The sequence below is a fragment of the Robiginitalea sediminis genome (assembly GCF_002198115.1).
Taxonomy (GTDB): Bacteria; Bacteroidota; Bacteroidia; order Flavobacteriales; family Flavobacteriaceae; genus Robiginitalea; species Robiginitalea sediminis.
This window is the reverse complement of the sequence record NZ_NGNR01000005.1, coordinates 53,827-76,830: the sequence shown is the minus strand read 5'-3', so window position 1 is coordinate 76,830 and position 23,004 is coordinate 53,827. Positions and strand designations below refer to the sequence as shown.

The window sequence follows — 23,004 nt, the reverse complement described above, 5'->3', positions numbered from 1 at the left end:
ATACAACAACTATCATCCCCATAAATCCCTGGGAAGGAAAAGTCCAAGAGAATACCTGGAAGAATATTCAAAGGAGAATGTACCCTTAAAACATCAATTTGTTTAATTTACCGCTGTACGAAAAGGGGTAAGTCTTCAGCCCTCCTTGATTTACTACGTGCCGGAAGTTAGGCCTTGGCTAGCTGGCCGCTCGGGGGGATTCCGGCTGTGCCGGCATTTGGGTGTCAGTGGTATTTTTATAATGGGCAGTGCCCTGAAGTGAGCTTTGCTCTACTTCAGGGTAGTCTTTTTCTGTCAATAAAAACCCTTAAACAATTATGGTTTTCCGCAAAAGAGTGTTATGGGAAACTTTCTAATTTAGAGCCATACCATATAGTTGCAAATAAGACTATATGGTGGGTATTTTTAAGTAATGAAAAGTAAAACTATAATAAGTGAGTCAATTATTTTCAGCCTAGACAAGGGCAATTTCCAAGGAAATAAAACTGTTTGGAAATACCATATTACTTACTGTAAATAAAGATTACACATATTTATTACAGCCTAACATTATTCAACTTCAAGGTATTCAATCAATAGTTCTAAATAACATTCTTTCACACTGTTATATGAAATCCAAAAGTGATAATATCGTAAGTCTATATAAACTTGAGTCAATTCTCGTATCAGATTTAAACCCCTTTCAAGAAACAAAGCTGCAAAAAAGAACCCCGTCTTTGCGATTGCATATAGAGTCAAACACCAAGTTTGTAAAACCAAATTTCTCGATTTTAGAAGGCGAAATATCCCATGAAGGAATCCCCAAAATCTTTATGTTTTCCGCTCCTGGAGCTACTGGAAAAAGTGAATTAACTAAGTATTTATCCAGTAGTCTGCATATGCCGGTTTTCGACCTTTCTGCTCATAAGCCGGTAGGAGCAAATTCTTTAACTGGTCTTATTTATGAAACACTAGGTCATGAAAATTTGGGAGAATTCATAGGGGACTTAAAAAAAGGAAAGGCTACTATTATAATCGATGCACTTGATGAAGGGTACATAAAGACGTCGGCAAGCGCATTCGATTCCTTCTTGGATGAGATAATTGAAATTGCTGAGAATGCTGTGGGAACTCCCTTTATCCTATTGGGGAGAACTCAAGTTATGGAGCATTGTTGGCTATATTTTGATGACCATTCAATTTCATCTCCCTTATTGAAGCTCGAACCCTTTACGATTGAACAGGCTCAGGACTTTATTGATAAACAAATTGGTGAAGAAAAGTTCAAATCTGAATACCGTGCCACAAGAGATTATATTATAAATTCAGTTGAGGGTTTTTTCAAGAATCAATCAGAACTCAAAAACAAGCAATATCAAGCTTTTATTGGCTATGCTCCAGTTCTACTTTCAATAACGAAACTACTTCAGGAAAATCAGAATTATCATGCCCTTTTAGAGGAATTGAAATCTAATGATCAAAGGGGTATAGATTTGATTATAACTATAGTGGAATACATACTTATAAGAGATAAGAATGAGAAAGCAAAAACACAAATACTTCCAGAAATACTAGCGAATAGGCCAAAGGATTTTATTTTAGAAGTAGAAACGAATGCATACTCTCCAAAGGAACAGTGTATTAGGTTAATTTATTCACTGCTTAATAAATCTTGTGACTATAGAATTACTGATGATCCAAGGTTTGATGAAATTTACAATGAAAAATTTGACACGTGGATAAAAGAACATCCATTCTTGGAGGACGGAAAAATTCAAAATGTAGTTTTTCAAAGTTATGTGGTTGCGGTCCTCATAGAGGATAAGGACTACCATAGGATACTCTTGGAGTACCTTGAGAATCATTACAAGGATGCTTTTATGCTGTTTTTTGTGTTCGATAGACTTTGTAACCCTCGAAGAAAAATAGACTATAAGTTCTTGCCTTACTTGTATCGATCAATAAAATCACTTGATGATAAACAATTTTCAACAAGGTTAAATATCGAGGATGTTAAAATCAGTGAATCACTCGTATGCTGTGAGTTAGAATTTGCGGAGATTAAGGAAGAGTCAATAGTCTTTGAGGTTGAAATCCCACAAGACTCTGGTTTATTTATTAATGATAATCTGTCTAATACAGTAATCCAAACCGATTTGAGTATTTCCTTAAGAGGCTCACGTTGCGTTTTACAATCACCAGTGCACATTATGTGCAGAGAAATCATTGTTGATACAGAAGAATTTGTTTTGGAAAAGGGATACTCAAACAATGAAATCAATGATATTATTTTGGAATGTAGGGAGTTGAAAATTAGATTTGAAAATGGGCGAATGCCAACAATCATAAACCAGTTAGGAGAACAAGGAAAGTTTACGGTTATAGCAGAACAAAAACCGGAATTCCCGTTTGTTGAATATTTTGAAAAAAACAATCTCTTTGACAAAGTTCCGGATGAAGCTACCGTCGATAAATATTTAAAACTTCGCAAAATTTTAATTCTCTTTAGATCGCATAGCAAAGGTGTATTAGCAAAGTACAGAGACAAGATCGAAAACATTAGAGTTACTGGCAACCCTCTTAGTAAACTAATTTTGAATGAACTAGTCGAAACTGAAGTGCTTTATTCTGATAATAAGTTTTATTATATAGATCCAGACAAACTACATGTGCATCTGGGGTTATCATATAATGATATTAAGATGCAAAAAATAAACGGGAAGACTTTGGAATTCTTAAGGGGCATTGAAATAGCCTAACTTTTTTTGGCTATAACATTAAAGCATTATTTGAAGAATTAGACAATGGCAAGCATCCAGCAAATCTCAAAGGAACTAAACAAAACGCTCACCAGTTTTGAACTCGAAAAGGCTATTGAATTATCCGATAACGAGGCCAAAACAAGAATGTATTTAACAGAGCCATTTTTTGAGGCTTTGCGTTTTAACCGGGGTTTTGAAAGTGGCAATTTGGTTCCTGAGTATGATGCCGACTTTGCCAATTTGAAAGGGAAGAAAGTTGATTACGCTATTCTTTTGCGCAATAAGCCTGAGATTATAGTTGAGGTAAAAAAGGCCTCGACGAAATTAACGGATAAGCATTTAGCACAGCTCAATGAATACTTCGTTAACACCAATGAGTCAAAGATCGGTGTTCTGACCAATGGTATAGAATACAAATTCTATTGTAGGAACAATAATGCCGGATATGGACTTCACCCAACACCTTTTTATGAGTTCGATTGGCAAAAAGTAGATGGAAGTAGTCTTGAGCAGCTTGCAAATTTTTATGCTACCATTATCGACACAAAAAGCATCATTGAAAAGGCACAGGATTTGTTCTTTATGGAGGGGTTTGAGGATGCACTTTACAATGAATTAGCTCATCCCTCCAGGGATTTGGTGAAGTCGATTTATTCCCGAATGGGAGGTAGTCGTTTAACAGACAGTATTGAGAAACAGATTCGGGAATTAATAAATTCGATATCTATTCGTTCTGCGTTGGACCGGTTAATTGTTGAAGAATCTTCCAAAGCGAATAGTGGCATTATAACCACCCAGGATGAGTTAAAATATTATCATATAATCAAAACTATTTTAGCTCAACACCGTCAAATTGACACGGATTCCATTGGATACCGGGATTTAAAGGGCAAATTCTCCATATTAATCGACAATAACCAGTTGAAAAAAATATGTGATTTATATATCACGCCAAACAGCCAACGTATTGAAATCGATGGTGAAAAAATTGATATACCAGACATTGATAGTGTAGTTAAGCTTAAGAAGCGTTTAATTGACAGAACTCTGGAGCTTTTGAAGTAATATATTTTAACTAGACATTAATTCACTAATTAGACCCAAATCAAACATGACTGCAAGAACCCTAGGATTTAAGTATTTCATTTCATCTTTTAGCCTCTTTTTATTCTTGGCTATCTCCCAAACCACCCTCGCCCAGGAACTCACCTACTACCCCGGGGTGCTCTCGGTGTCCTACTACCAGGACAGTGAGCGCATCACGAGGAAGGAGTTTAAGGGACTGCTGGCGCAGCACGAGGAATCGCTCAAGAACTGGAATACGGGGACTGCCCTGGAAATTTCGGGATTGGTGGCGGCAGGGGCCTCCGGGTTTCTGTTGGGGACCGGCCTGGCCAAGGACGATGAGGTAGGCGGGGACGGCAGCAGCTATTACATCGGCGGCGCGGTGGCCTTTGTGGTGAGCGGGGTCCTGGTGGAGCTCGCCAAGAACAAAAAGCGCAAGGCGGTACTGGAATACAACGAGCAGCTGGACACCCGGACGGCCTTCCGCCTGGTGCCCTCCCGCAGCGGGGTAGGGGTGGCCCTGCAGTTTTAGCCCCCGTGCGTAACAGATGGGGGCGCTGCGCGTCTGCTATCTGGAAACAACTTATACCATGAGAGCACGTACACTGGCCCTTACTGCCGGGGCTTCCTATATAGTCATCTTCTTCGCCGCCATCTTCGCGAACTTCCTGGTGCTGGAAAACCTGGGGCAGGACCCGGTGGGGACGGTGCAAAACGCATCGGGGCTGGTGCGCTGGGGGATCCTGGCGTTTCTGGTCACCGTGGTCTTCGACGTGGTGGTGGCCTGGGCGCTCTACGAACTCTTTAAAACCCATCCGCTCTCGGGACTCAGCACCCTGTTCCGGATGATGCACGCCGCCATTATGGGGGTGGGGGTCTTTGCGCTGCCTGCCGTCCTGTCGATGGACTCCGCCGAAGCCATCCTGGGGCAGGTGGAGGTCTTTAACACCATCTGGCTCATCGGGCTGTTCTTCTTTGGTATCCACCTCATAATTCTGGCCCGCATCCTGGGACGGCCCCAATGGATTGCCGGGTTCCTGGTCGCGGCTGGGGTCATGTATATGGCGGACACCGCAGCCCATTTCCTGTTGCCGGATTACGACCGGTATGCGGAGGTGTTTCTGGCCCTGGTGGCCGTGCCGAGTATCCTGGGGGAGATGGCCTTGGCGGTGTGGTTGTTGGTGAAGGGGGGGAGGAACCAGGGCGGGGCGCTTCGCCCGCCCATAGACTGAAAATAACCCTGCAGCCTGCAACCACCTATCAGTAGTATTGCCTCTAAACTGTAACACTTCCGGTTTTGGGTTATCCTCTAAGGGTAGCCCACCTAGTTGGGCGTACAACCTAAAACCAATACCATGCTCAACCGCATCCTGTTTTTAACCGGCCTGATATTGCTGGTCGCCGGCCAGGTTCTACTGGCCCGGGGAAACGAATTTGTCTATGCCCTGCGTCCCATCGATTTTGCGCACTGGTCCTTGCTGGTAGGGGTGGTGCTGATGATCCCCCAGGTGGTTACCTTTCCCAGGAAAGGCCTCAATTATGTAGGAATCCCCCTGACCATAACCGGGATTGTTTGCATCATTGGCATGTGCGTGCTGGATTTTATCTGGTGGAGCCAGCCCACCCAGGACATCCGTAACGAATTTGCGGCCCATATCTCCCAGGTGCCTTCCATCTGGCAACCCTTTATAGCCGTGGGGTCCTCCTCCAAAGTCTTTAACCTGGGCCTGCTGCTAATCGCCCTGGGGCATTACCGCAAAAGCCGGTGGGGTGTGCTGCTGGTGCTACTGGCAACCCTGGTGCTGATGCACATTATCCCGTTCTGGTACCGCCTGGTAACCGGGTATATCCTCACTTTTCTAGGATTTGGTCTTATCTTTCTGGAGGATTTTAAACCCATTAACCACCTTGACAAACGCCCAGACCACACCATGGATGCATAAGATTGCCCTGCTTCTGAGCCTGCTGGCGTATACTTCAGGTGGGGCTCAGTTAGACTCCCTTGCCTTTGTGCCGGATAATGCACCCTTATCTTTCAGGCAAGTACATACCCCTCCCGATTTTGGTATATGCGCAGAGCAGGAGGATTACGCCGCTTGTGTGAATGTATATCTGATGCGCAAGTTTGGAGAAATCAAAACTAGAATGGGGTATGCCTATAACCCTCCCGATACGCTTGCTTCCCAGTACTACTTCGAAATCTCCGCCGATGGTAAAATTGAAAACGTCCGGGTAACCTCCAACTATAAACTCAACGATATAATTGTTGAACACGTCCTATCCGATTCCATAAAGGTTAAGGCGCCTGCACGCGACGCTTCGGGTGTTCCCATCAGGAGCTTCTGGTACGACAGGTTTTATTCTGTGTATTCCAGGAATGACATGCGTAAGTCTTCCGAGTTCCGGTCGTGGAGTCAAAACCTCCAGGTTAAAAAAATCGCCCCCCAAACCTACAGGCACATTTCTTTTCTGGAAACCGAAAGCTGGGGCAAAGTAGCCTGCAATGGCCTGGTAATTGTAAAAGGGGATGAAGCACTGGTTTTGGACACCCCTGTTAGCAACGAGGCCTCGGAGGAACTGCTGGAAGTCCTCACACGCCGGCTGCGCCTCAAGGTGGTTGGGGTCGTGGCCACCCACTTCCACGAAGATTGCCTGGGCGGGCTGCAGGCCTTCCACGACAGGGGCATTACCTCCTTCGGCATTGGACGAACGCTTGCCTTGGCGGAAGAGGCCGGGCACATACGCCCCAAGGCGGCTATTTCGGGAAAGCGCTCCTTCTATCTGAGTGACACCCCGGTCCAGTTGGCCTTTTTTGGCGCAGGCCATACCGAGGACAATATCGTCGTGTATTTCCCGGAGGACAAGGTCCTCTTTGGCGGGTGTCTGGTAAAGGCCCTGGGGGCCGGTAAGGGCAACCTGGAAGATGCCGATGTAGCGGCCTGGCCCGAGACCATCCGCAAGGTCATGGAGGCCTTCCCGGAGGCCGAAGTGGTCGTGCCGGGCCACGGGGAGCCGGGCGGGCCGGAACTGCTGGAATATACCCGGGAGCTTTTCGGGGGCCGCTGAGCCGCCCACCCAATTATTTCCCAAAATACCTGTTTGCGTGCTTTTTATGCCTACCTTTGGGCTTTAATTCACAAGGGTTCCGGCTTTTCTACACTCACGGGACCTGCAAATTTATCCCATGACATTCGAAGAACTAGAACTGATAGCGCCGCTTCAGCGTGCGCTCCAACAAGAGAATTACACCCACCCGACACCCATTCAGCAGCAGGCCATCCCTCATGCCCTCGAGGGCCGGGACATTTTGGCCAGCGCCCAGACGGGCACCGGTAAAACCGCTGCCTTTTCCCTGCCCATCCTGCAACACCTTGCCGGGTCTTTACCCGATAAAAAAGGCCGCCGCCCGGTGCGGGCCCTCATCCTGACCCCTACCCGGGAACTGGCCCTGCAGATCTGGGAGAGCCTCCGCGCTTACGGCCGGCACACCCAGGTGCGCAGCACCGTGATTTACGGGGGGGTAAAACAAACCAAACAGGTGGAGGCCATCCGCCGCGGGGCCGATATCCTGGTAGCCACCCCGGGCCGCCTGCTGGACCTGATGGGGCAGGGGTATGTACACCTGAATAATATCGACCATTTTGTCCTGGACGAGGCAGACCGCATGCTGGACATGGGCTTTATCCACGACATCCGCAAGGTGATTGCCGAACTGCCCAAAGAGCGGCAGTCCCTGTTTTTCTCGGCCACCCTCCCGGAAAATATCGTGGACCTCTCCCGCACCATCCTGACCCGCCCGGTAAAGGTGGCGGTAGACCCGGTATCCTCCACAGCTGAGACCATCCAGCAGTATGTGTACCAGACCAACAAGGGCACCAAGAACGATTTGCTCCTGCACCTGCTGGAAGACCCGGACCTGGACCAGGTCCTGCTGTTTTCCCGCACCAAGCACGGGGCAGACCGCATTGCCCGTAAACTGAACAAGGAAAAGATCCGCGCCGCGGCCATCCACGGGGACAAGTCCCAGAACCAGCGCCAGAACGCTTTGAACGAATTCAAAAACGGGAAGGTGCGCGTATTGGTCGCCACGGACATCGCCTCCCGCGGGATCGACATCGACCAGCTCAAATACGTGGTGAACTTCGACATCCCCAACGAGGCGGAAACCTATGTGCACCGCATTGGCCGCAGTGGCCGGGCCGGGGAGGAGGGCGTCTCCATCTCCCTCTGCGAGCCGGAGGAACTGGCTTATATGAAGGATATCGAAAAGCTCATCTCCAAGAAGATCGAGGTAGTGGCAGACCATCCCTACCCCCAGACCGAGCGGCCCATGAACGCCGAGGAGAAAAGGCAGTTTGAGAAGGAAAAGAACCGCCGCCGGCAGGAATTCTTTGCCAACCGTAAAAAAAGCGGCAACCAAAGGGGCGGGCATTTCCGTCGCAGGTAAACGAGCTGAAACCCTGTCAGAACCGGGCACCTGAAAAGGAAGGCCCGGTTTTTTTTTATTTCGGCGCTCAAGGTTGAAAAAAAAGGAATGGGGGCAGTATCTTTAAGCGGCTCATAAACTAAACCAGATGGGTATAGGTGTAATTCTTTAATTTCCAGCCCATCCCCCAATGACACGTATGCGAACCTATAGCGTGATTACCGGAACCGGCAAGTATATCCCCAAACGACGCGTTGGGAATGAAGCCTTCCTGCAGAACGAATTTTACGAGGCGGACGGCCGCAAACTGGAGAAGGACAACCAGGAAATTGTCGGTAAGTTCCGCGAGATTACCACCATAGCCGAGAGGCGATATGTGGAGGATCAGTTCATGACCTCCGACATAGCCACCTTTGCCGCCGAGCAGGCTATTGCCGATGCGGGCATAGACCCTGAAACCCTGGATTACATTATTGTTGCGCACAACTTCGGGGATGTGCGCCACGGGAGCACCCGGGTCGATATGGTCCCCAGCCTGGCGGCCCGCGTCAAGCAAAAACTCGGCATCGAGAACCCCGCCACCGTGGCCTACGATGTGATCTTCGGTTGCCCCGGCTGGTTGCAGGGGCTCATCCAGGCCGATTACTTCCTCCGCTCCGGCGATGCCAAACGGGCCCTGGTTATCGGGGCCGAAACCCTCTCCCGCATCTACGACCCCCACGACCGGGACGGGATGATCTATGCCGACGGGGCCGGGGCCACGGTCCTGGAAGCCCGCGAAAGCGAATTACCCACCGGTATCCTGGCCCACGGGACGCGTTCGGATACCCTTACCGGGGCCGACATGCTCTATATGGACGGGAGTTACAAGCCGGGTGCAGATCAGGAGCTCTACCTGAAGATGTACGGCCGCAAGCTCTACCAGTATGCCCTGGAACACGTCCCCCAGGCCATCAAGGCCTGCCTCGAAAAGAGCGGGATGCACCTGCGGGATATCAAAAAGGTCCTCATCCACCAGGCCAATGGCAAGATGGACGAGGCCATACTGATCCGCCTTTTCCGCCTCTACGACATGGAACCGGACCTGGAGGTAATGCCCATGACCATAGACTGGCTGGGCAATTCCTCGGTAGCCACCCTGCCCACCCTGTACGACATCATCCAGAGGGGGGAAATGCCCGAGCACCTCCTCCAACCGGGAGACACCATTGTCTTTGCCTCGGTGGGCGCCGGGATGCATATCAATGCCGCGGTATACCGCCTGTAGGCAGCCTAAACCCGGCCCGGATTGCGTATCTTTAGGGGTACACCTAACCCCTTTAGCTATGACAGCCAAAAACCCCTTGCCTGTCCACGACCTGGAGGCCTACCGGAAAAAGCACTACATCCACCGCAGCAACTGGTTGCGAGCCGCTGTGCTTGGCGCCAACGACGGCATCTTGTCTACGGCAAGCCTGGCTATTGGCGTGGCTGCCGCGAGCGAGGCCCGCTCTCCGGTACTGCTCGCAACCCTGGCCGGGTTGGTGGCCGGGGCCCTTTCCATGGCTGCCGGGGAATATGTATCGGTGAGTTCCCAGACGGACCTGGAACAGGCGGATATTGAGCGGGAGAAATCGGAACTGAAGGAAATGCCGCAAATCGAAGAGGAAGTCCTTGCCGAGATCTACCGCCAGCGGGGGCTGACCCCTGAAACGGCGAACCTCGTGGCCCGGGAACTTACCGAGCACGACGCCCTTGGCGCCCATCTCCGGGACGAACTGGGCATTACAGAGCTTACCCAGGCCAAACCCATCCAGGCGGCTTTTGCCTCCGGGGCTGCTTTTACCCTGGGCGGTTTGCTGCCCTTCCTGGTAGCCCTGCTGGCACCCCTGCCCCTTATGGAATACGCCCTTTACGGCTTTGCCACTGCTTTTTTGATCCTTCTGGGGGCGTTTTCGGCCCGTACAGGCGGGGCGCCCGTGGGCAGAGCTATCCTGAGGGTTACCTTCTGGGGTACCGTCGCGATGGGGCTTACGGCTGCTGTGGGGTATTTTTTCGGGGCAACCCTGTAACCCAGGGCTTATTGTTGCGGCAGGAGTCAGTCCTTTTTTTACCTTTAATCCAAACCTAACGCCATGCCCAAACCGATATTCTGGACCCTGGTGGCCATTGTCCTGGCTGTATTTGTCGGGTGCCTCTACGACGTGATGAACGCGAAGTTCAAAAACCCGGACCACAAACTCATCTGGATTGCCGCCCTGTTCTTTACCAGCGGGGTCGCAGGGTTTTTCTACCTGATGTTCCGGTCGCGGTTTGTGGAGGGGAAGGAAGGGGAGTGAGGGTACTTCTGCCCTTGGGCGGGGCCCCAGCCCCGCCCGCCTGAAAAATACCCGCCCGCCCTGCAACCTCCTGGCAGGGATCCCGGAAATACCGCCTTTTTTAACTGCCCTTCAGCTACTTCCCTGGTGCTAAAGTTTTTATAAAAGCTTCGGACAGATCGTTTTTCTGGATTATGTTTAGCTAAAACCTGAACCTATGCGATTGTTGCCTTTTGTTTGTCTCGCGGCACTGTTGTGCCAGAGCCCTGCCCTGCAGGCACAGGACTCCGGGTCCGATTCCAAATGGAGTGTTTCCGTGGGGGTCACCTCCCTGGCCCTTACCATTGAGGATGCGGAAGACTTTAATGAAATTGACTGGAACAGCCTGCGCACCATCCTGATGGAGAACCCGGAATCCCAACCCGTAACGGTCTCCTTTATCCTGAAACAAAGCGCCTCTGCAGACGGCACCACCACCGAAAAGGATTTTACGATGACCTTTAACGGGAGCAGGGAGCACACCGACAGTATCCTGGAGAATGCCCGTAAAGCCCTGCAGCACCTGGTAACCCAATAGGGTATACCATCCGCCCCGGTTTTGCGTTTTAAAGGGTATGAGACTGTTTTACCTGATGCTGATGGCCTGCGGGCTGTCCTTTGCCCAAGAGCGCCAGGGGTTGGACCTCGAATTCCCCCCGTTTACCCTTCATTTTGAGCCCGTGGAAACCCTGGAGACTCCCGGTAAAGGGGTGGTGTTCCAGGACACGGCCCGTGTATACCTCGGCCTGGGAGAAACCCTGGAGCATACCCGCATGCGCTTTACATTTAAGGAAAAGGGTACCCTGCAGGTCCGCCAGCGCTTCGAAAACAGCCTTACCGTGATGGATGAGGGCCCGCATTGCGACCTTACCGAATGGAAGCACTACCGCGGAGATTGGGAGCGCCTCCCGTACCGGGGCGGGGCATTTGTTCTGAAGGGCTACAGCCCGGAGGACGGGATGCATTTCCCCGAGGTGACCCGGCAGGAAGTGGTGGCCGCGGTCCGCGAACACTGCGGGGAGCAGTGGGCAGCCCTGGCCGCCGGAGCGCCAGAAGCTCTGGAATATCCGGTTGGGGTAGGGATGAACCGCATTTACCTCTGGGTAGAGTTCTTTCCCGTTTCGGGAGCCGGGCGGCAGGAGTTCTTCGTGGTGCTGGAATTGCCCATGGGGTGTTAAGCAGCCCGGGGATTTTCTGAAATTCGGAAGAAACCCGGCCAGAATTGTAACAATCCGCGCAGGGATGCGTCCCCTATATATCAATCAAATCACGTTATGCTCGCCTTTGCCCTGCGGTACCGAGCCGCTACTGCCTTGTTTTTCGGCTCCCTTATCCTGATCCACGTCCTGTATGAGTATTTCGGAGGGGGGATAACCACCCACCACCTGCTGGCCCGGGCAGATATGCCGGGGATTTCCAATGCCTGGGGTATCCTGAGCGTGACCCTGCTCAGTTACCTGGTGCTTAACCGCGTGGCCAGCCGGCCCAACCGCAAAGACGGGCAGGTCATCCTGGGCTTTCTGGGGGGCGCTGCACTCGGCCTGGTGATGGCCCTGCTCTGGGAATTCGGGGTGGAGGCGCCTTTGCCTTACCTCCTTTTGGTGCCCCTGCTGCTGGCCCTCTTTATCCCCGTGTACCGGGGGGAATGTTTGCTGGGCTACGTGCTGGCCATGGCCTTTACCTTTGGCGGGGTCCTTCCTGTCCTTTTCGGCGGGATTCTGTGTCTGGCCGCGTTCCTGGTCTACAAAGTGATTCGGGGCGGGGTGCTGTGGCTGATCAACCGACCTTAGATCCCGCAAAGATATCCGTACCTTTAGCCTATGAACCTGAATCAGGTTACCGTTGCCGTTACCGATGTACCCAGGGCGATAGCTTTTTACACCAACCTGGGCATGCGCCTTATTGTAAAGGCCCTGCCCCACTATGCCCGTTTTGAATTGCCCCAGGGGGATGCTACCTTTTCCGTGCACCTGGCCGATGCCGAAACCATTGGCACGGGTACCCTGGTCTACTTCGAAAGCGACCACCTGGACGCCTGGGTGGCAGAACTCAAAGCCAAAGGGGTAGGTTTCGATGAAGATCCGCAGGACAGGTCCTGGCTCTGGCGGGAGGCCCGCCTTCGCGACCCGGATGGCAACCGGCTGGTTCTCTTCCACGCCGGGGACAACCGGAAAAACCCGCCCTGGCGCCTTAAGGGTTAGTAGGTTCGGGATCGGGTTCCGGGGTAACCACTTCGGAGTACACGGTGAGGGACCTGTAGTCGATGCGCTCCTCGACGGAGCGGTAGGTGTACCGCACATCCCTGCCATGCGAGAGTTCCGCATTAATCCCCAGCAGTACGATTAGAAAATCCACGGTATTGCGGGTGTGTTCCGGACTTTCCATTAGGCTGTGCGCCAGGACTACGGGGTAGTCGGGCTCGTTAAGGTGGCTGAAATAATCCCGCCGGGTGATATTGAATGCTTCCCGGACCACCGGATATTGGATGGCGGTGTCCAGATGCACCCGGGTGGGCGGATCCTGGATAAAGATTTCGATTTCGTGAGAGCCAGGCACCCGCTGAATTTGGGACCCAATATCCCGGTCGTGCAGTTCAAAATACAACCTCAGGTAGGCCGGGTCGTATCGATTTTCCACAACCAACAACCACCTCTGGTGTTTCAGGCAAAGGGGAACCCCAAATTGGGCAATAGAAAAGGCCGCGAAACCGTCCGCAACCTTTTTTTTGCATTCCAGGCAATACTGAGCCATAATATAAAAATTCCTCGGGTGGAACTTCAGGAAATAAACAACTCACAAATTGAGAAACAAAACAAATTAAATCAATGACTTATGTTAGTTTATAACATAGTTATCCTATATAGTTATAGTATTATACGGGACGTATGGTGTAACAGAACGGCGTTTTTCGGGACCTATAAAGAAAACCTCTTGATACCCGAACTCCTTTCCCGCCCCGAACTGGCAGCAGGCTCCAAAGCCCAAAAGTCCTATTCCCAACTCCAGCACCTGATGGCACAACTGGACGGACGTGACCTGGGCCTGACCCTGCCCGATAAGCTGCGCGACCTGGTGCAGCAGCTCAATGCCGTGGCCAGTGATGCCCCGGAGTTTCCGAAGCAAACCTCCCGTACGTACCGGCGCATCCTGAACCTGCTGGCTTCGCAGCTGCAACTTGTCCCGCCCAATTACTACCGCAACCTGTGGATAGGCCTGGGGATGTCCGCAATCGGGATTCCCATTGGTACGGCCCTGGGCGTAAGCCTGGGCAATATGGCTTTTCTGGGGACGGGTATTCCCATGGGGATGGCCTTTGGCATTGCCATTGGTACCCGCATGGACCAGAAGGCGGCCAGGGAAGGCCGTCAGTTGGAGCTGGGCGCACAGTAATTCCATGGCTCTTTGCCGGTGGAGTACACCCGCCCCTCCCCGGTGTATAATATCGCCGTTTTCCCTGCAACTCCCGTTCATCGCTTAGGATTTACCCACCCGGGCAGGCTTGGGTATTCCCGGACGAAACCGTATCTTCCGGGGAAACCAACGACACACCTATGAAATCCCGTTTTTCCCTGTGGGTAGCCCTCTTTATGGCTGCCGGTAACCTGGCCCAGGAGGCCCCTAAAGCGGACGCTCCCATCCCCGAGGCCAAAACCTTTAAAAGCACCCAGACAGCGACCTTTGGCGGGCAGAAGTACAGTTTCCAGACCGAGGTGGGGACCCACCTGCTGCGCGACCAGAACGATACGCCCATTGCGCATTTCGGCTTTACCTACTACAAGCGTGCCGGGGCGGGAAACAGGCCCATTGTCTTCGCCTTTAACGGCGGGCCGCTTTCGGCCAGTTTCTGGTTGCATTTCGGGATCCTCGGGCCCAAACGCATTGTGGTGGATGACCCTGGGTATACCGGGCCTGCGCCTTACCGGGTGGTCAACAACGAGTATTCCATTCTGGAAAAGGCAGACCTGGTCATGATAGACCCCGTTGGGGTCGGCTTCAGCAAACCCGTGGGAAAATCCGAGTTCAAGGACTTCTGGGGGGTAGACCAGGATATCCGTAGCATAGGACTCTTTATAGAGCAGTTCCTGATCCGGGAAGGCCGGATGAACCACCCGCGCTACCTGCTGGGGGAGAGCTACGGCACCTTCCGCAACGCCGGGCTGGTCAACTGGCTTCAGGACCGGGGGATTGCCATGAACGGGGTGATAATGGTCTCTGCGGTTTTCGAGCTGCAGCACCTGCTCTTTGGCCCGGGAGACGACGTGGCCTACCTGATCCACTTCCCGACCTATGCCGCCACAGCCTGGTACCATAACCGCCTGCCCAATAAAAACCCAAGCCTGGAGGCGTTCCTGGATGAGGTCCGCCAGTTTAACGAGGAGGAATACGCTCCGGCCCTGCTGAAGGGAGACCGATTGAGCCCCGCCCAGAAACAGACTATGGCTGCCCGACTGGCTGCCTACAGCGGTCTCAGCGCAGACTTCTGGCTGAAGGCCAACCTGCGGGTGACCAACGGGGAGTTCTTCCAGGAACTGCTCCGCAATGCCGGGGAAACGGTGGGCCGCCTGGATTCCCGTTTTACGGGTGTCAATGAAGACCCGCTGGCCCAGTACGCTTTTACAGACCCCCAGAGCGACGCTATATCGCCCCCCTATATCGCCGCCTTTAAAGATTACCTCTACAACGACCTGGGGGTGGACCGCGATATGACCTACGTGACTTCTACGGGCCTGCGCGATGGGTTTAAATGGGATTGGAACCACCAGGGCAATACGGCCTGGAACGCCCAGGTAGCGGTGAGTACCCTCCCGGATATGACCACGGCCATGAACCGAAACCCCAACCTGAAGATCCTGATCCTCAACGGGTACTACGACCTGGCCACAGTCTTTTACGGGGTGGAGCATTCCATCAGCCATATGGGCTTAAAACCCGAATTGCAGGAGAATATCATCATGAAATACTACGAGGCCGGGCATATGATGTATACCCACCCGCCCTCTATGGCGCAGTTTAAAGCGGACGTGGATGCGTTTATCATGCAAACCATGGATTAGACCAGAGCTGCTTTGCCTGTAGAAAACCCCATATACCTGATTACCGCCCTCTCCCTGGTGCTGTACCTCTCGTACCGCCTGAGCAAGCGGGAACCGTTCAAGTCGTTTGGTATTGCCCTGCTGGCGATAATTTTCGGGGCGGTTTTTTCCAATTTGGGCCTGATTCCCACCCAGGGGAACCCGACCTACGATGCCATCTTTGAGGTGGTGGCCCCGGCGGCCCTGTTCCTTTTGCTGCTCGATGCCAACCTGATGCAATTGCGCCGTACCGGAATCCCAATTCTGGTCCTTTTCCTGGCTGGAAGCCTGGGAACCGTGGCGGGGGTGGTCTCCGCCATGTGGCTTATTGGGGACAGCCCCCTGTACGAAGGGCTTTACGCCCCCCTGGCGGGGATGTTCACCGGCACCTATACCGGAGGCAGCATCAACTTCAATGCGGTGGCCCTGCATTACGATGTCATGGAAAACGGCCTGGTGTACGGCAGCTCGGTAGCGGCAGACAATGTCCTGACTACCCTTTGGTTCTTTGCCACCATAACCCTGCCGGTACTTCTTAACCGGATTGCCCGCCGAAAGGCAGCCCCACAGACCCCTGATGCCCCAACCGGGGCCGAAGAAGCCATCCACGCCGATGAGCAGGAGCACTTTACCCTCGGGAGTTTTTCCCTGTGGGTGGCCCTGGCCGGAGGGGCATTGCTGCTGGCCGAGTGGGCCACCGAACTCCTGGCGGGGGCCGGACTCCCCGTACCCTTTATGATTGTATTAACTACCCTGGCCCTGGTCCTGGCCCAGGTGCCGGCCATCCACCGTTTCCGGGGCAATATGTTCCTGGGAGGGTGGGCCATTTACCTCTTCCTGGCCGTGGTGGGCGCCTTCTGCGATATAGGCGGGCTGGTGGAAGCCGGGCAGCTGGCCTTGCTGCTGCTGGGGGTGGTGCTCATTGCCGTGCTGCTGCACGGTATCATCGTTTTCGGGGTGGCGGCCTTGTTGGGCTACGACTGGGAACTGGCGGCCATCGCCTCCCAGGCCAACATAGGCGGGGGCACCAGCGCCATGGCCCTGGCCAAGAATTTCGGGCGGGATTCCCTTATCCTGCCTGCCATCATCATCGGGTCGGTGGGCAATGCCCTGGGGACTTACCTGGGGTTTTTAGTTGCAGGGCTTATCTAAGGCCCTTACGGATTCGGGTCCTGGCGGACTACCTTCCCGTTGAGCATCACCAAAGTAACCTCCCGTAGTTTTCCAATATCGGAGGCCGGGTTGCCGGGCACGGCGATCAGGTCGGCCAGAAAACCCGCTTTGACATGCCCCAGGGCTGGTAGGTGGAAGGTTCTGGCATTGACCGAAGTGGCAGCGCGTAAGACTTCAATGGGCGGCATCCCGTAAGCTGCCATCAGCTCCAGTTCCCGGTAGTTTTCCCCATGGGGGTACACCCCCACATCGCCCCCAAACCCAATGGTGACCCCGGAGGCGAGGGCTTGCCGGAAACTGGATTTTTTCTTTGCGATACGTTCGGTATCGGTTTTCCCGTCCCACCCCCTGTAGCGCTCTATGGCATCCCCGGCAGCCAGGGTAGGGTAGAGGACCACCCCTTTCTCTGCCATCAGGGCAAATACTTCCGGGGTACCTCCATCGCCATGTTCAATGGTTTCCACCCCGGCCATCACGGCCCGCCGCATCCCTTCCGGGGTACTGGCATGGGCTACGGCGTAGGAACCGGCCGAAGTAGCAGCGGCTACCATGGCATCGAGTTCTTCCTGCAAAAAGGTTGGCTGGGAGGGCGCTCCCGGGGTCCAACGGTAGTCTGCGTAGATTTTGATCAGGTCTGCACCCCCGCCCATTTGCCTGCGCGTTTCCGCGATTACGCCGGATACCCCGCTAGCGGGGATGGCGCCGAGGGGGACCTCCACTCCTTCGTGGAATCCTTTGGGCCCATACGCCCCGGTGGCGACTATGGCCGGTCCGGCCGCGAGCAGCCTGGGCCCGGGGATAATCCCTGCTTCTATCGTGTGTTTAAGGGCCACGTCTGCATACCCCGCCCCCTCGCTGCCCAGGTCGCGCATGGTGGTGACCCCTGCCATAAGGCTTTTCCGGGCATGTACCGCCCCCCGGATGGCCCGCTCGGCCACAGATTCCTTCAGGACCTGGTCATTCCAGTCCGTTTCGTTGTAGGGGTGCAGCAGCAGGTGGGAATGCCCTTCGATCAGGCCCGGCATCAGGGTATGGCCGCCCAGGTCCAGGACCGCTGCCCCCCTGGGGATGCGGTACCCCTGCGCGGGTCCGGCGTAGGTAATCAGGGAGTCTTCCACGGCCACCACCCAGCCCTGTTGCATATCCACCCCGTCGAAGACCCGGTCTGGACGGAGGACGGTTTGGCATAAGGCAAAGGTGGGCAGCAGGGCCAGCAGCGGGAGCAGTTTGGTTTTCATGGGTTGGGAGGTATGGTGTCCTGCCAAAATACGAAGAATGTCGCGTTTTTCTCGGGGTATACCTTTGGGGCTATACGCCCCCCACCCCCAGGCAAAAGATACCCAACTGCCCTGCACCTGCCTTGCAAACGCGTCTAGAACGTAAGCCAGTAATTGAGTTTGAGCACCACCCCCCGGTTGCGGTTCACCTGCAGGAATGGCGAACTCAGGTAGTTGTCCGTATACACCAGAAACAGATCAGACATGGGCGCAAACCGCCATTGGAGCCTGCTGTTGATGTTAAAGTTGTCGGCCTGGGTGTTGTATTGCAGGAAGGTGGTCCAGAAGAGCTTGTTGGAAAAATTCACCTCGCTGCGCTGGTTGATCAGCGTCAGGTCTGCATCCCCATACGGCTCGGGAAGGCGCAGGTAATTCTGCTCAACCGTCAGGCTGAAGCTCCCCCAGGGCTGCACGCGGTAGGTAAACCCACCGCTGAAGCGGTTCAGGGAGCCGTTATAGAAATCCCCGAGTTGGGCTTCGCCCTCCACGGCAAAGGCTTTCCGGGCATCGGAGTTGTACCCCATGGAAATATTCCGGTACACATATTTACCCGGGGGCAGGGGCTCGGCGTCGGTAAAGCGGGTGGCAAAGAGCAGGCGGGTGTCATTGTCCTCCACGGCCAGAGCCACCTGGCTGGTATTGCGGAATTGCACCTGGTAACTGGCGGAGCTGCTCCTCTCGTTAAAGGTCAGGTCCGGTTGCCAGTCCATTACGTTGCGGAGGGCAAACCCGTGGGCTATTACGGCCCGGTCGCCGGCAGGGCGCCAGGTATAGCCCACCCGGGAGAAAAGGTGTTCGTACCCCAGGTGTACGATGGTGTCGTTGGCTGCATCGTAGTTGTCCAGCCTGGGGATAAACCCGATGTCGGCATAGTAATCCGTATCAATCCCGAAATAATCCACAAAAAAGGAGAGGTTGCGCCCGCTGTGCTGCAGGGCCAGGTTGCGGAAGGTACCCAGGCCAATCTCCGGTTTGTCCGAAAGGTGTAGCCCGCCAAAGACATTCCAGGTGCCGGGCAGGTTCAGGAAATTGAATTCGACCCCGGCATTGCGGCCGTAATCGTCATAGTCCAGGCCCTCGCCCTTAACCACGGCCTGCCGGTTGGTCACATAGCCTTTGATCAGGGAGCGTTTCAGGACGCTCTGGTTAAAGGTGGCAATGGTGTAGTTCTGCCCGTTGCGGCCTTCCTCGGCCTTGGTTTGCAGGTTCAGCAGCCCCACCCGCAGGCGTTTGCCCAGGTTTCCGCTCAGGCGGGCCCCGAAGACGATGGGCACGGGCATCCGGTCTTCGTCCAGCCCCATCCGCCGGGTAAAAATAGGCCGGGCCGGGGGTGTCCCGAAGCTGGTGAACAGATCGTTGTTTTCCAGGAAAAACGGCCTGCGTTCGGGGAAATTCAAACTGAAGCGGGTCAGGTTGGTCTGTTGCACATCCACATCTACCTGGGAGAAGTCCGGGTTTACGGTCAAATCCAGGTTCAGGGAGGAGGTAAGGGCCAGTTTGGCATCCACCCCCGCGTCGAATTCGGTGTCGGTGGCCGGGTCTGCCACTTCCTTGTCTTTGTAGAGGGAGGTGCGGATATAGGGGATTACCGAGACATTGGTCCCGGTTTTCTGGGGTGGGGCATCCCATTGCAGGGCCCCGGTATAGCCCAAATCCGTGAGGTCGAAATTCACGGGCAAGGGGGTCCAGCTGTGGTATTTGTTTTCCTTCAGGTCATTGCGGAAGAAGTTGATGCCCCAGGTTTGCAGCCCCGCCTCAAAGCGCAGGGTTTTGAACGGGATGGCCATTTCCACAATCCACCGGTCGTCCAGGCGAGTCACTTCGGAATACCAGCGGTTGTCCCAGCTGAAATTCAGCTGGCCAAAGCTGTTCTGGCTCAGCAGGTCCTCAGATTGCACGTTGTACGGGCTCACCCCGAAGAGGAAGCCGTTGGTGCGCCGGTTCACCGGGTCCAAAACCAGGGCAAAGGCATCCCCGTCAAAAAAGCGGCTGTCGCGTTTCAGGGTCTGCACCACATACTCCCCCGTATCGTAACAGACCGCCGAGAGGTAGAGGAATCGGTCGTCGTAAGTCAGGCGTACCTCCGTTTTCTTCCCGGCCGGGATCCCGTCGGTGGGGTACTTCTGCCAGAAATCCGTGGCTACGTCGGCTTCCTCCCAGGCGGCTTCCCCCAGCAACCCATCCATGACAATGGGGGAGGAGGCCCGGCGGATGCGCAGCTGGTGGGATTCGCGCATGTCCCCGGGTTGGGATTGCCCTTGCAGCAGGCCCGTGCAAAGCAGCATCCCCGCAAGGGCCGGGATGGTTCTTCTCAGGAGCATAACGGGTTAGTCGCTTTTTCGGGCATAGGCCGCCGTCCGGTCATCGGAAATGGGGCCTTCCCAGTTCATGCCAAATCCAAAATCATAGGTATTCCCCTCCGTGTCCACGTGGGGGTCCATGTCTAAGGGCACGTCCTCAAATTGTTTTTCCACCGTGGCCATATTGGCCGGCATTTGCAAGGGGAGGAGTCCAGAGGGGGCTACCTTCCCGCCGAGGATATCCAGGACGGCCTGGTCGGAGACGTCGAAATTGACCACCAGGCCCTGGATGTCCGCCTCAAATTCGGACACCACGGTAGGGTTCGATAGTTTCAGGATTACCAGCATGGGTTTGTTGCCCATGGCCTTGCGCGTATCCTGGATGAGTTTCAGGTCGGTATGGTTGTGGGCGGTGGTGCTTTTGCCCTTGTAGGAACGGTTCAGTACGTCCCCTTCCCGGGCATCGCCTGCCAGGGAGGGATCCCGGGCTTCTGTTGCGGTATAAGGGCCGTATTGGAGGGAAATCGGGAAAAACCCGTTGCCGCCTGCTTCGGCATCTTCCGCACTGTACCCTGCCGTGCGCCCGTTGATGGGGCTGGTTATTACTACAATGGCCACATCTGCATCTTCGGGGGTGCCGGTCACCTCAAAATACTTCGAGGCCAGTTCCGGTTTGATGGGGTCTTCCCACCGGCCGGGGATTTCCTGACCGAAAAAGCTCCGGGAGGGCGGTACATACCGCTGTGGGATGTATACCTTGGTGTTTTGGGCCAGGGGCAGGACATCCCCCTGGTTTTTCAAGAGGACTACGGAGCGCTGCTGGGCCTCGAAACCGGCCTGCATAAACTCCGGGTTGCCCACAATGGCTTCGGTTTCGGATACGTCCAGATAGGGGTTTTCAAAAAGGCCCACCTGGAAAATATTGGTCAGCAATCTGCGGGCCGAGGTTTGGAAGCGCTCCTTCATAAAGTCCTCCCCGTGTTCGGCCACGCCCATTTGGTAGGCTTCCAGCACGGGTCCTGCTGCGTTGTTGCCACCAAACTGGTCACCTCCTGCCATTAATACCCTGTAGTGGCGCTCGGCTTCTGAAAGGTGTTCTACACCCCAGGGGGTGCGGCCAAAGGCGGCCATTCCCTCCTCCGGGCGTGTAACCCCCCAATCGGTACATACCACGCCGTCATATCCGTATTTTCCCCTAAGTTGATCGGTGATGAAATACTTGCTGAAAGCATTGCCCACATTGTCGCCCCCGGGGTCCTGCCCAGTGGAGATAGTGTAATAGGGCATCACGGCTGCAGCGCGGCCGGTACCCCCTTCCAATTTAAAGGCCCCTTCGGTGAAGGGGATCATGTGCATGGCCAGGTTGTTGCCCGGGAAAACGGCAAACTTTCCGAAGCCGTAGTGGGCGTCGCGCCCGCCTTCCCCGGAGCCGCCTCCGGGCCAGTGTTTTACCATGGCATTGACCGATTCGTATCCCCAGCCCTGTCCGGTTTGTTTTTCTGCGCTGGAAGTCTGGAAGCCATCCACGTAGGCGCGGGCCATATCGGTGGCCATTTCAGGGGTTTCCCCGAAGGTGCCGCTAAAGCGGTACCACCGCGGGTCGGTGGCCAGGTCTACCTGGGGGGAGAGGGCTGTGGCCATACCCAGAGCCCGGTACTCTATAGAGGCAATCCGCCCGAATTCCCGGACCAGTTGCGGGTCGAAGCTGGCGGCCAGCCCTATGGCATTGGGCCATCGCGAGATGGCGCCTCCGGCCCCCAGGGTAAATTCCTCGTCCGATTCCGCCTCGTGCCGAGGGTCGGTACTGTTGTTGGCCGGGATGCCCAACCCCAGACCTTCAACCAGGGCCTGGGCGTTGTTGTTCCACCGGGCAGCCACGGCAGGGCTTTCCACGGAGGTCAGCAGGACATGGCGCAGGTTGTCTTCGGTCAGGAACTTTTTTTGTTGGTCGGTCAGGTCCGATGCCAGGACCCCGCTCTCTTCAAAGGATTTTCCCCCGTAGGTGTCTGCCCCGCGGAACCCGCCTCCGGGCAGGCGCTGGTGGGCGCTGTAGAGCATCAGTCCGGCAATCTGTTCTATGGACATTCGCGCGGCCAGGTCCGTGGCCCGCTCCCGGGCCGGGAGCCTCCAGTCCTCATAGGGGTCCAGGGCCCCGTTGCGGTTAAGATCCTTGAATGCCAGGCGGTCTACCGTTAGCAATTGGATGCCGGATGCCGGGGAGTATCCCAGGTTCTGGCCGCAGGGGTTGGTCACCAAAGTAAAATCCGCTTTGGCGGTTTCCTCCCATTTAGGCCCGCAACTGCTGAGCAAGACAAGGGCCAGGCCGGTGAGCAGCAGGGAACTGAATTGAATTGTAACTTTTTTCATGGTTCGGGAATTGGTTCGTTGTTTTCATTTTGGCTGTCCCCTGTGGCGCCGGGTGGCAAAGTGTTCCCCTCCCCGGTCTGGGAGTCCGGCTGGGCGGGAATACGCCATTCTGTGGGTTTGGGGGCGGGCACATGCCCTTCCGGAATGCTACGCAGGCCCAGGGCAGCATAAAAGGCGGCAACCGCCCCTGCCGAGGCGATGCCTTTTCCGATAAGATCTTTTCGTTTCAAAAGTGTTTTGCTTCTTG

The 23,004-nt window shown here is 54.4% G+C and carries 22 protein-coding genes; 17 read left to right on the top strand and 5 right to left on the bottom strand.

Annotated features, from left to right (window positions below):
* The first annotated feature begins 608 nt into the window (after positions 1-608).
* From CA832_RS14505 to CA832_RS14440, 14 genes are all read left to right on the top strand, one after another.
* Complete coding sequence (locus CA832_RS14505; RefSeq protein ID WP_088342367.1) at positions 609-2,738, top strand: NACHT domain-containing protein; 2,130 nt, start codon at positions 609-611, stop codon at positions 2,736-2,738.
* Between the two features lie 45 nt (positions 2,739-2,783).
* The gene (locus CA832_RS14500; protein ID WP_088342366.1) at positions 2,784-3,806 is read left to right on the top strand and encodes a type I restriction enzyme HsdR N-terminal domain-containing protein; all 1,023 of its coding nucleotides are present in this window, start codon (positions 2,784-2,786) and stop codon (positions 3,804-3,806) included.
* Between the two features lie 106 nt (positions 3,807-3,912).
* Positions 3,913-4,338, top strand: coding sequence for a hypothetical protein (locus CA832_RS14495; protein ID WP_088342365.1), 426 nt, complete (start codon positions 3,913-3,915; stop codon positions 4,336-4,338).
* A gap of 58 nt (positions 4,339-4,396) precedes the next feature.
* On the top strand, positions 4,397-5,038 hold the full coding sequence (locus CA832_RS14490; RefSeq protein WP_088342370.1) for a DUF4386 domain-containing protein: 642 nt from the start codon (positions 4,397-4,399) through the stop codon (positions 5,036-5,038).
* Between the two features lie 123 nt (positions 5,039-5,161).
* Positions 5,162-5,749 carry a hypothetical protein gene (locus tag CA832_RS14485; protein WP_143542406.1) on the top strand — a complete coding sequence of 196 codons (588 nt, stop codon included), beginning with the start codon at positions 5,162-5,164 and terminating at the stop codon, positions 5,747-5,749.
* Positions 5,715-6,872 carry a subclass B1 metallo-beta-lactamase gene (gene bla, locus CA832_RS14480; protein WP_158211945.1) on the top strand — a complete coding sequence of 386 codons (1,158 nt, stop codon included), beginning with the start codon at positions 5,715-5,717 and terminating at the stop codon, positions 6,870-6,872. The genes CA832_RS14485 and bla overlap by 35 nt, the downstream gene beginning before the upstream one ends.
* A gap of 118 nt (positions 6,873-6,990) precedes the next feature.
* Positions 6,991-8,253, top strand: coding sequence for a DEAD/DEAH box helicase (locus tag CA832_RS14475; RefSeq protein WP_088342362.1), 1,263 nt, complete (start codon positions 6,991-6,993; stop codon positions 8,251-8,253).
* Between the two features lie 178 nt (positions 8,254-8,431).
* Entirely contained in the window at positions 8,432-9,499 is a 1,068-nt protein-coding gene (locus CA832_RS14470) for a ketoacyl-ACP synthase III (RefSeq protein ID WP_088342361.1), read from the top strand.
* Positions 9,500-9,557: 58 nt separating this feature from the next.
* Entirely contained in the window at positions 9,558-10,283 is a 726-nt protein-coding gene (locus tag CA832_RS14465; protein ID WP_088342360.1) for a VIT1/CCC1 transporter family protein, read from the top strand.
* A 63-nt stretch (positions 10,284-10,346) separates the two neighbouring features.
* Positions 10,347-10,550 (top strand): PLDc N-terminal domain-containing protein, encoded by a 204-nt coding sequence (locus tag CA832_RS14460; RefSeq protein WP_088342359.1) that lies wholly within the window; start codon positions 10,347-10,349, stop codon positions 10,548-10,550.
* A gap of 196 nt (positions 10,551-10,746) precedes the next feature.
* Positions 10,747-11,106, top strand: coding sequence for a hypothetical protein (locus CA832_RS14455; RefSeq protein ID WP_143542405.1), 360 nt, complete (start codon positions 10,747-10,749; stop codon positions 11,104-11,106).
* A 37-nt stretch (positions 11,107-11,143) separates the two neighbouring features.
* Positions 11,144-11,746, top strand: a complete 603-nt coding sequence (locus tag CA832_RS14450; protein ID WP_088342357.1) for a hypothetical protein — start codon at positions 11,144-11,146, stop codon at positions 11,744-11,746.
* 96 nt (positions 11,747-11,842) lie between these two features.
* On the top strand, positions 11,843-12,358 hold the full coding sequence (locus tag CA832_RS14445) for a hypothetical protein (protein WP_088342356.1): 516 nt from the start codon (positions 11,843-11,845) through the stop codon (positions 12,356-12,358).
* Between the two features lie 30 nt (positions 12,359-12,388).
* The gene (locus tag CA832_RS14440) at positions 12,389-12,769 is read left to right on the top strand and encodes a VOC family protein (RefSeq protein WP_088342355.1); all 381 of its coding nucleotides are present in this window, start codon (positions 12,389-12,391) and stop codon (positions 12,767-12,769) included.
* On the opposite strand, the gene CA832_RS14435 is transcribed toward CA832_RS14440, so the two are convergent.
* Positions 12,759-13,319 (bottom strand): hypothetical protein, encoded by a 561-nt coding sequence (locus tag CA832_RS14435; protein ID WP_088342354.1) that lies wholly within the window; start codon positions 13,317-13,319, stop codon positions 12,759-12,761. The two genes, CA832_RS14440 and CA832_RS14435, sit on opposite strands and share 11 nt — an antisense overlap.
* A gap of 180 nt (positions 13,320-13,499) precedes the next feature.
* Here CA832_RS14435 and CA832_RS14430 point away from each other — a divergent pair, with 180 nt between their 5' ends.
* The 3 genes from CA832_RS14430 to CA832_RS14420 all read left to right on the top strand — a co-directional run bounded on the left by CA832_RS14430 (position 13,500) and on the right by CA832_RS14420 (position 16,792).
* Positions 13,500-13,958: a hypothetical protein gene (locus CA832_RS14430; protein WP_088342353.1), complete on the top strand. Its 459-nt coding sequence runs from the start codon at positions 13,500-13,502 to the stop codon at positions 13,956-13,958.
* A 161-nt stretch (positions 13,959-14,119) separates the two neighbouring features.
* Positions 14,120-15,622, top strand: a complete 1,503-nt coding sequence (locus tag CA832_RS14425) for a S10 family peptidase (RefSeq protein ID WP_088342352.1) — start codon at positions 14,120-14,122, stop codon at positions 15,620-15,622.
* 12 nt (positions 15,623-15,634) lie between these two features.
* Positions 15,635-16,792 carry a DUF819 family protein gene (locus tag CA832_RS14420; protein ID WP_088342351.1) on the top strand — a complete coding sequence of 386 codons (1,158 nt, stop codon included), beginning with the start codon at positions 15,635-15,637 and terminating at the stop codon, positions 16,790-16,792.
* Between the two features lie 5 nt (positions 16,793-16,797).
* Here CA832_RS14420 and CA832_RS14415 read toward each other — a convergent pair whose 3' ends face one another.
* The 4 genes from CA832_RS14415 to CA832_RS14400 all read right to left on the bottom strand — a co-directional run bounded on the left by CA832_RS14415 (position 16,798) and on the right by CA832_RS14400 (position 22,987).
* Positions 16,798-18,051, bottom strand: a complete 1,254-nt coding sequence (locus tag CA832_RS14415) for a metal-dependent hydrolase family protein (protein WP_088342350.1) — start codon at positions 18,049-18,051, stop codon at positions 16,798-16,800.
* A gap of 134 nt (positions 18,052-18,185) precedes the next feature.
* On the bottom strand, positions 18,186-20,411 hold the full coding sequence (locus CA832_RS14410) for a DUF5916 domain-containing protein (protein ID WP_088342349.1): 2,226 nt from the start codon (positions 20,409-20,411) through the stop codon (positions 18,186-18,188).
* Between the two features lie 6 nt (positions 20,412-20,417).
* Positions 20,418-22,757, bottom strand: coding sequence for a glycoside hydrolase family 3 protein (locus tag CA832_RS14405; RefSeq protein ID WP_088342348.1), 2,340 nt, complete (start codon positions 22,755-22,757; stop codon positions 20,418-20,420).
* Positions 22,754-22,987: a hypothetical protein gene (locus tag CA832_RS14400; protein WP_088342347.1), complete on the bottom strand. Its 234-nt coding sequence runs from the start codon at positions 22,985-22,987 to the stop codon at positions 22,754-22,756. Before CA832_RS14400 ends, CA832_RS14405 begins: the two co-directional genes overlap by 4 nt.
* Between the last annotated feature and the right edge of the window lie 17 nt (positions 22,988-23,004).

What these genes read in the sequence shown, in the direction of transcription:
- CA832_RS14505 (WP_088342367.1), top strand. Translation starts at nt 609, where the DNA reads ATGAAATCCAAAAGTGATAATATCGTAAGTCTATATAAACTTGAGTCA.
- CA832_RS14500 (WP_088342366.1), top strand. Translation starts at nt 2,784, where the DNA reads ATGGCAAGCATCCAGCAAATCTCAAAGGAACTAAACAAAACGCTCACC.
- CA832_RS14490 (WP_088342370.1), top strand. Translation starts at nt 4,397, where the DNA reads ATGAGAGCACGTACACTGGCCCTTACTGCCGGGGCTTCCTATATAGTC.
- CA832_RS14485 (WP_143542406.1), top strand. Translation starts at nt 5,162, where the DNA reads ATGCTCAACCGCATCCTGTTTTTAACCGGCCTGATATTGCTGGTCGCC.
- CA832_RS14475 (WP_088342362.1), top strand. Translation starts at nt 6,991, where the DNA reads ATGACATTCGAAGAACTAGAACTGATAGCGCCGCTTCAGCGTGCGCTC.
- CA832_RS14470 (WP_088342361.1), top strand. Translation starts at nt 8,432, where the DNA reads ATGCGAACCTATAGCGTGATTACCGGAACCGGCAAGTATATCCCCAAA.
- CA832_RS14465 (WP_088342360.1), top strand. Translation starts at nt 9,558, where the DNA reads ATGACAGCCAAAAACCCCTTGCCTGTCCACGACCTGGAGGCCTACCGG.
- CA832_RS14460 (WP_088342359.1), top strand. Translation starts at nt 10,347, where the DNA reads ATGCCCAAACCGATATTCTGGACCCTGGTGGCCATTGTCCTGGCTGTA.
- CA832_RS14455 (WP_143542405.1), top strand. Translation starts at nt 10,747, where the DNA reads ATGCGATTGTTGCCTTTTGTTTGTCTCGCGGCACTGTTGTGCCAGAGC.
- CA832_RS14450 (WP_088342357.1), top strand. Translation starts at nt 11,144, where the DNA reads ATGAGACTGTTTTACCTGATGCTGATGGCCTGCGGGCTGTCCTTTGCC.
- CA832_RS14445 (WP_088342356.1), top strand. Translation starts at nt 11,843, where the DNA reads ATGCTCGCCTTTGCCCTGCGGTACCGAGCCGCTACTGCCTTGTTTTTC.
- CA832_RS14440 (WP_088342355.1), top strand. Translation starts at nt 12,389, where the DNA reads ATGAACCTGAATCAGGTTACCGTTGCCGTTACCGATGTACCCAGGGCG.
- CA832_RS14435 (WP_088342354.1), bottom strand. Translation starts at nt 13,319, where the DNA reads ATGGCTCAGTATTGCCTGGAATGCAAAAAAAAGGTTGCGGACGGTTTC.
- CA832_RS14425 (WP_088342352.1), top strand. Translation starts at nt 14,120, where the DNA reads ATGAAATCCCGTTTTTCCCTGTGGGTAGCCCTCTTTATGGCTGCCGGT.
- CA832_RS14415 (WP_088342350.1), bottom strand. Translation starts at nt 18,051, where the DNA reads ATGAAAACCAAACTGCTCCCGCTGCTGGCCCTGCTGCCCACCTTTGCC.
- CA832_RS14410 (WP_088342349.1), bottom strand. Translation starts at nt 20,411, where the DNA reads ATGCTCCTGAGAAGAACCATCCCGGCCCTTGCGGGGATGCTGCTTTGC.
- CA832_RS14405 (WP_088342348.1), bottom strand. Translation starts at nt 22,757, where the DNA reads ATGAAAAAAGTTACAATTCAATTCAGTTCCCTGCTGCTCACCGGCCTG.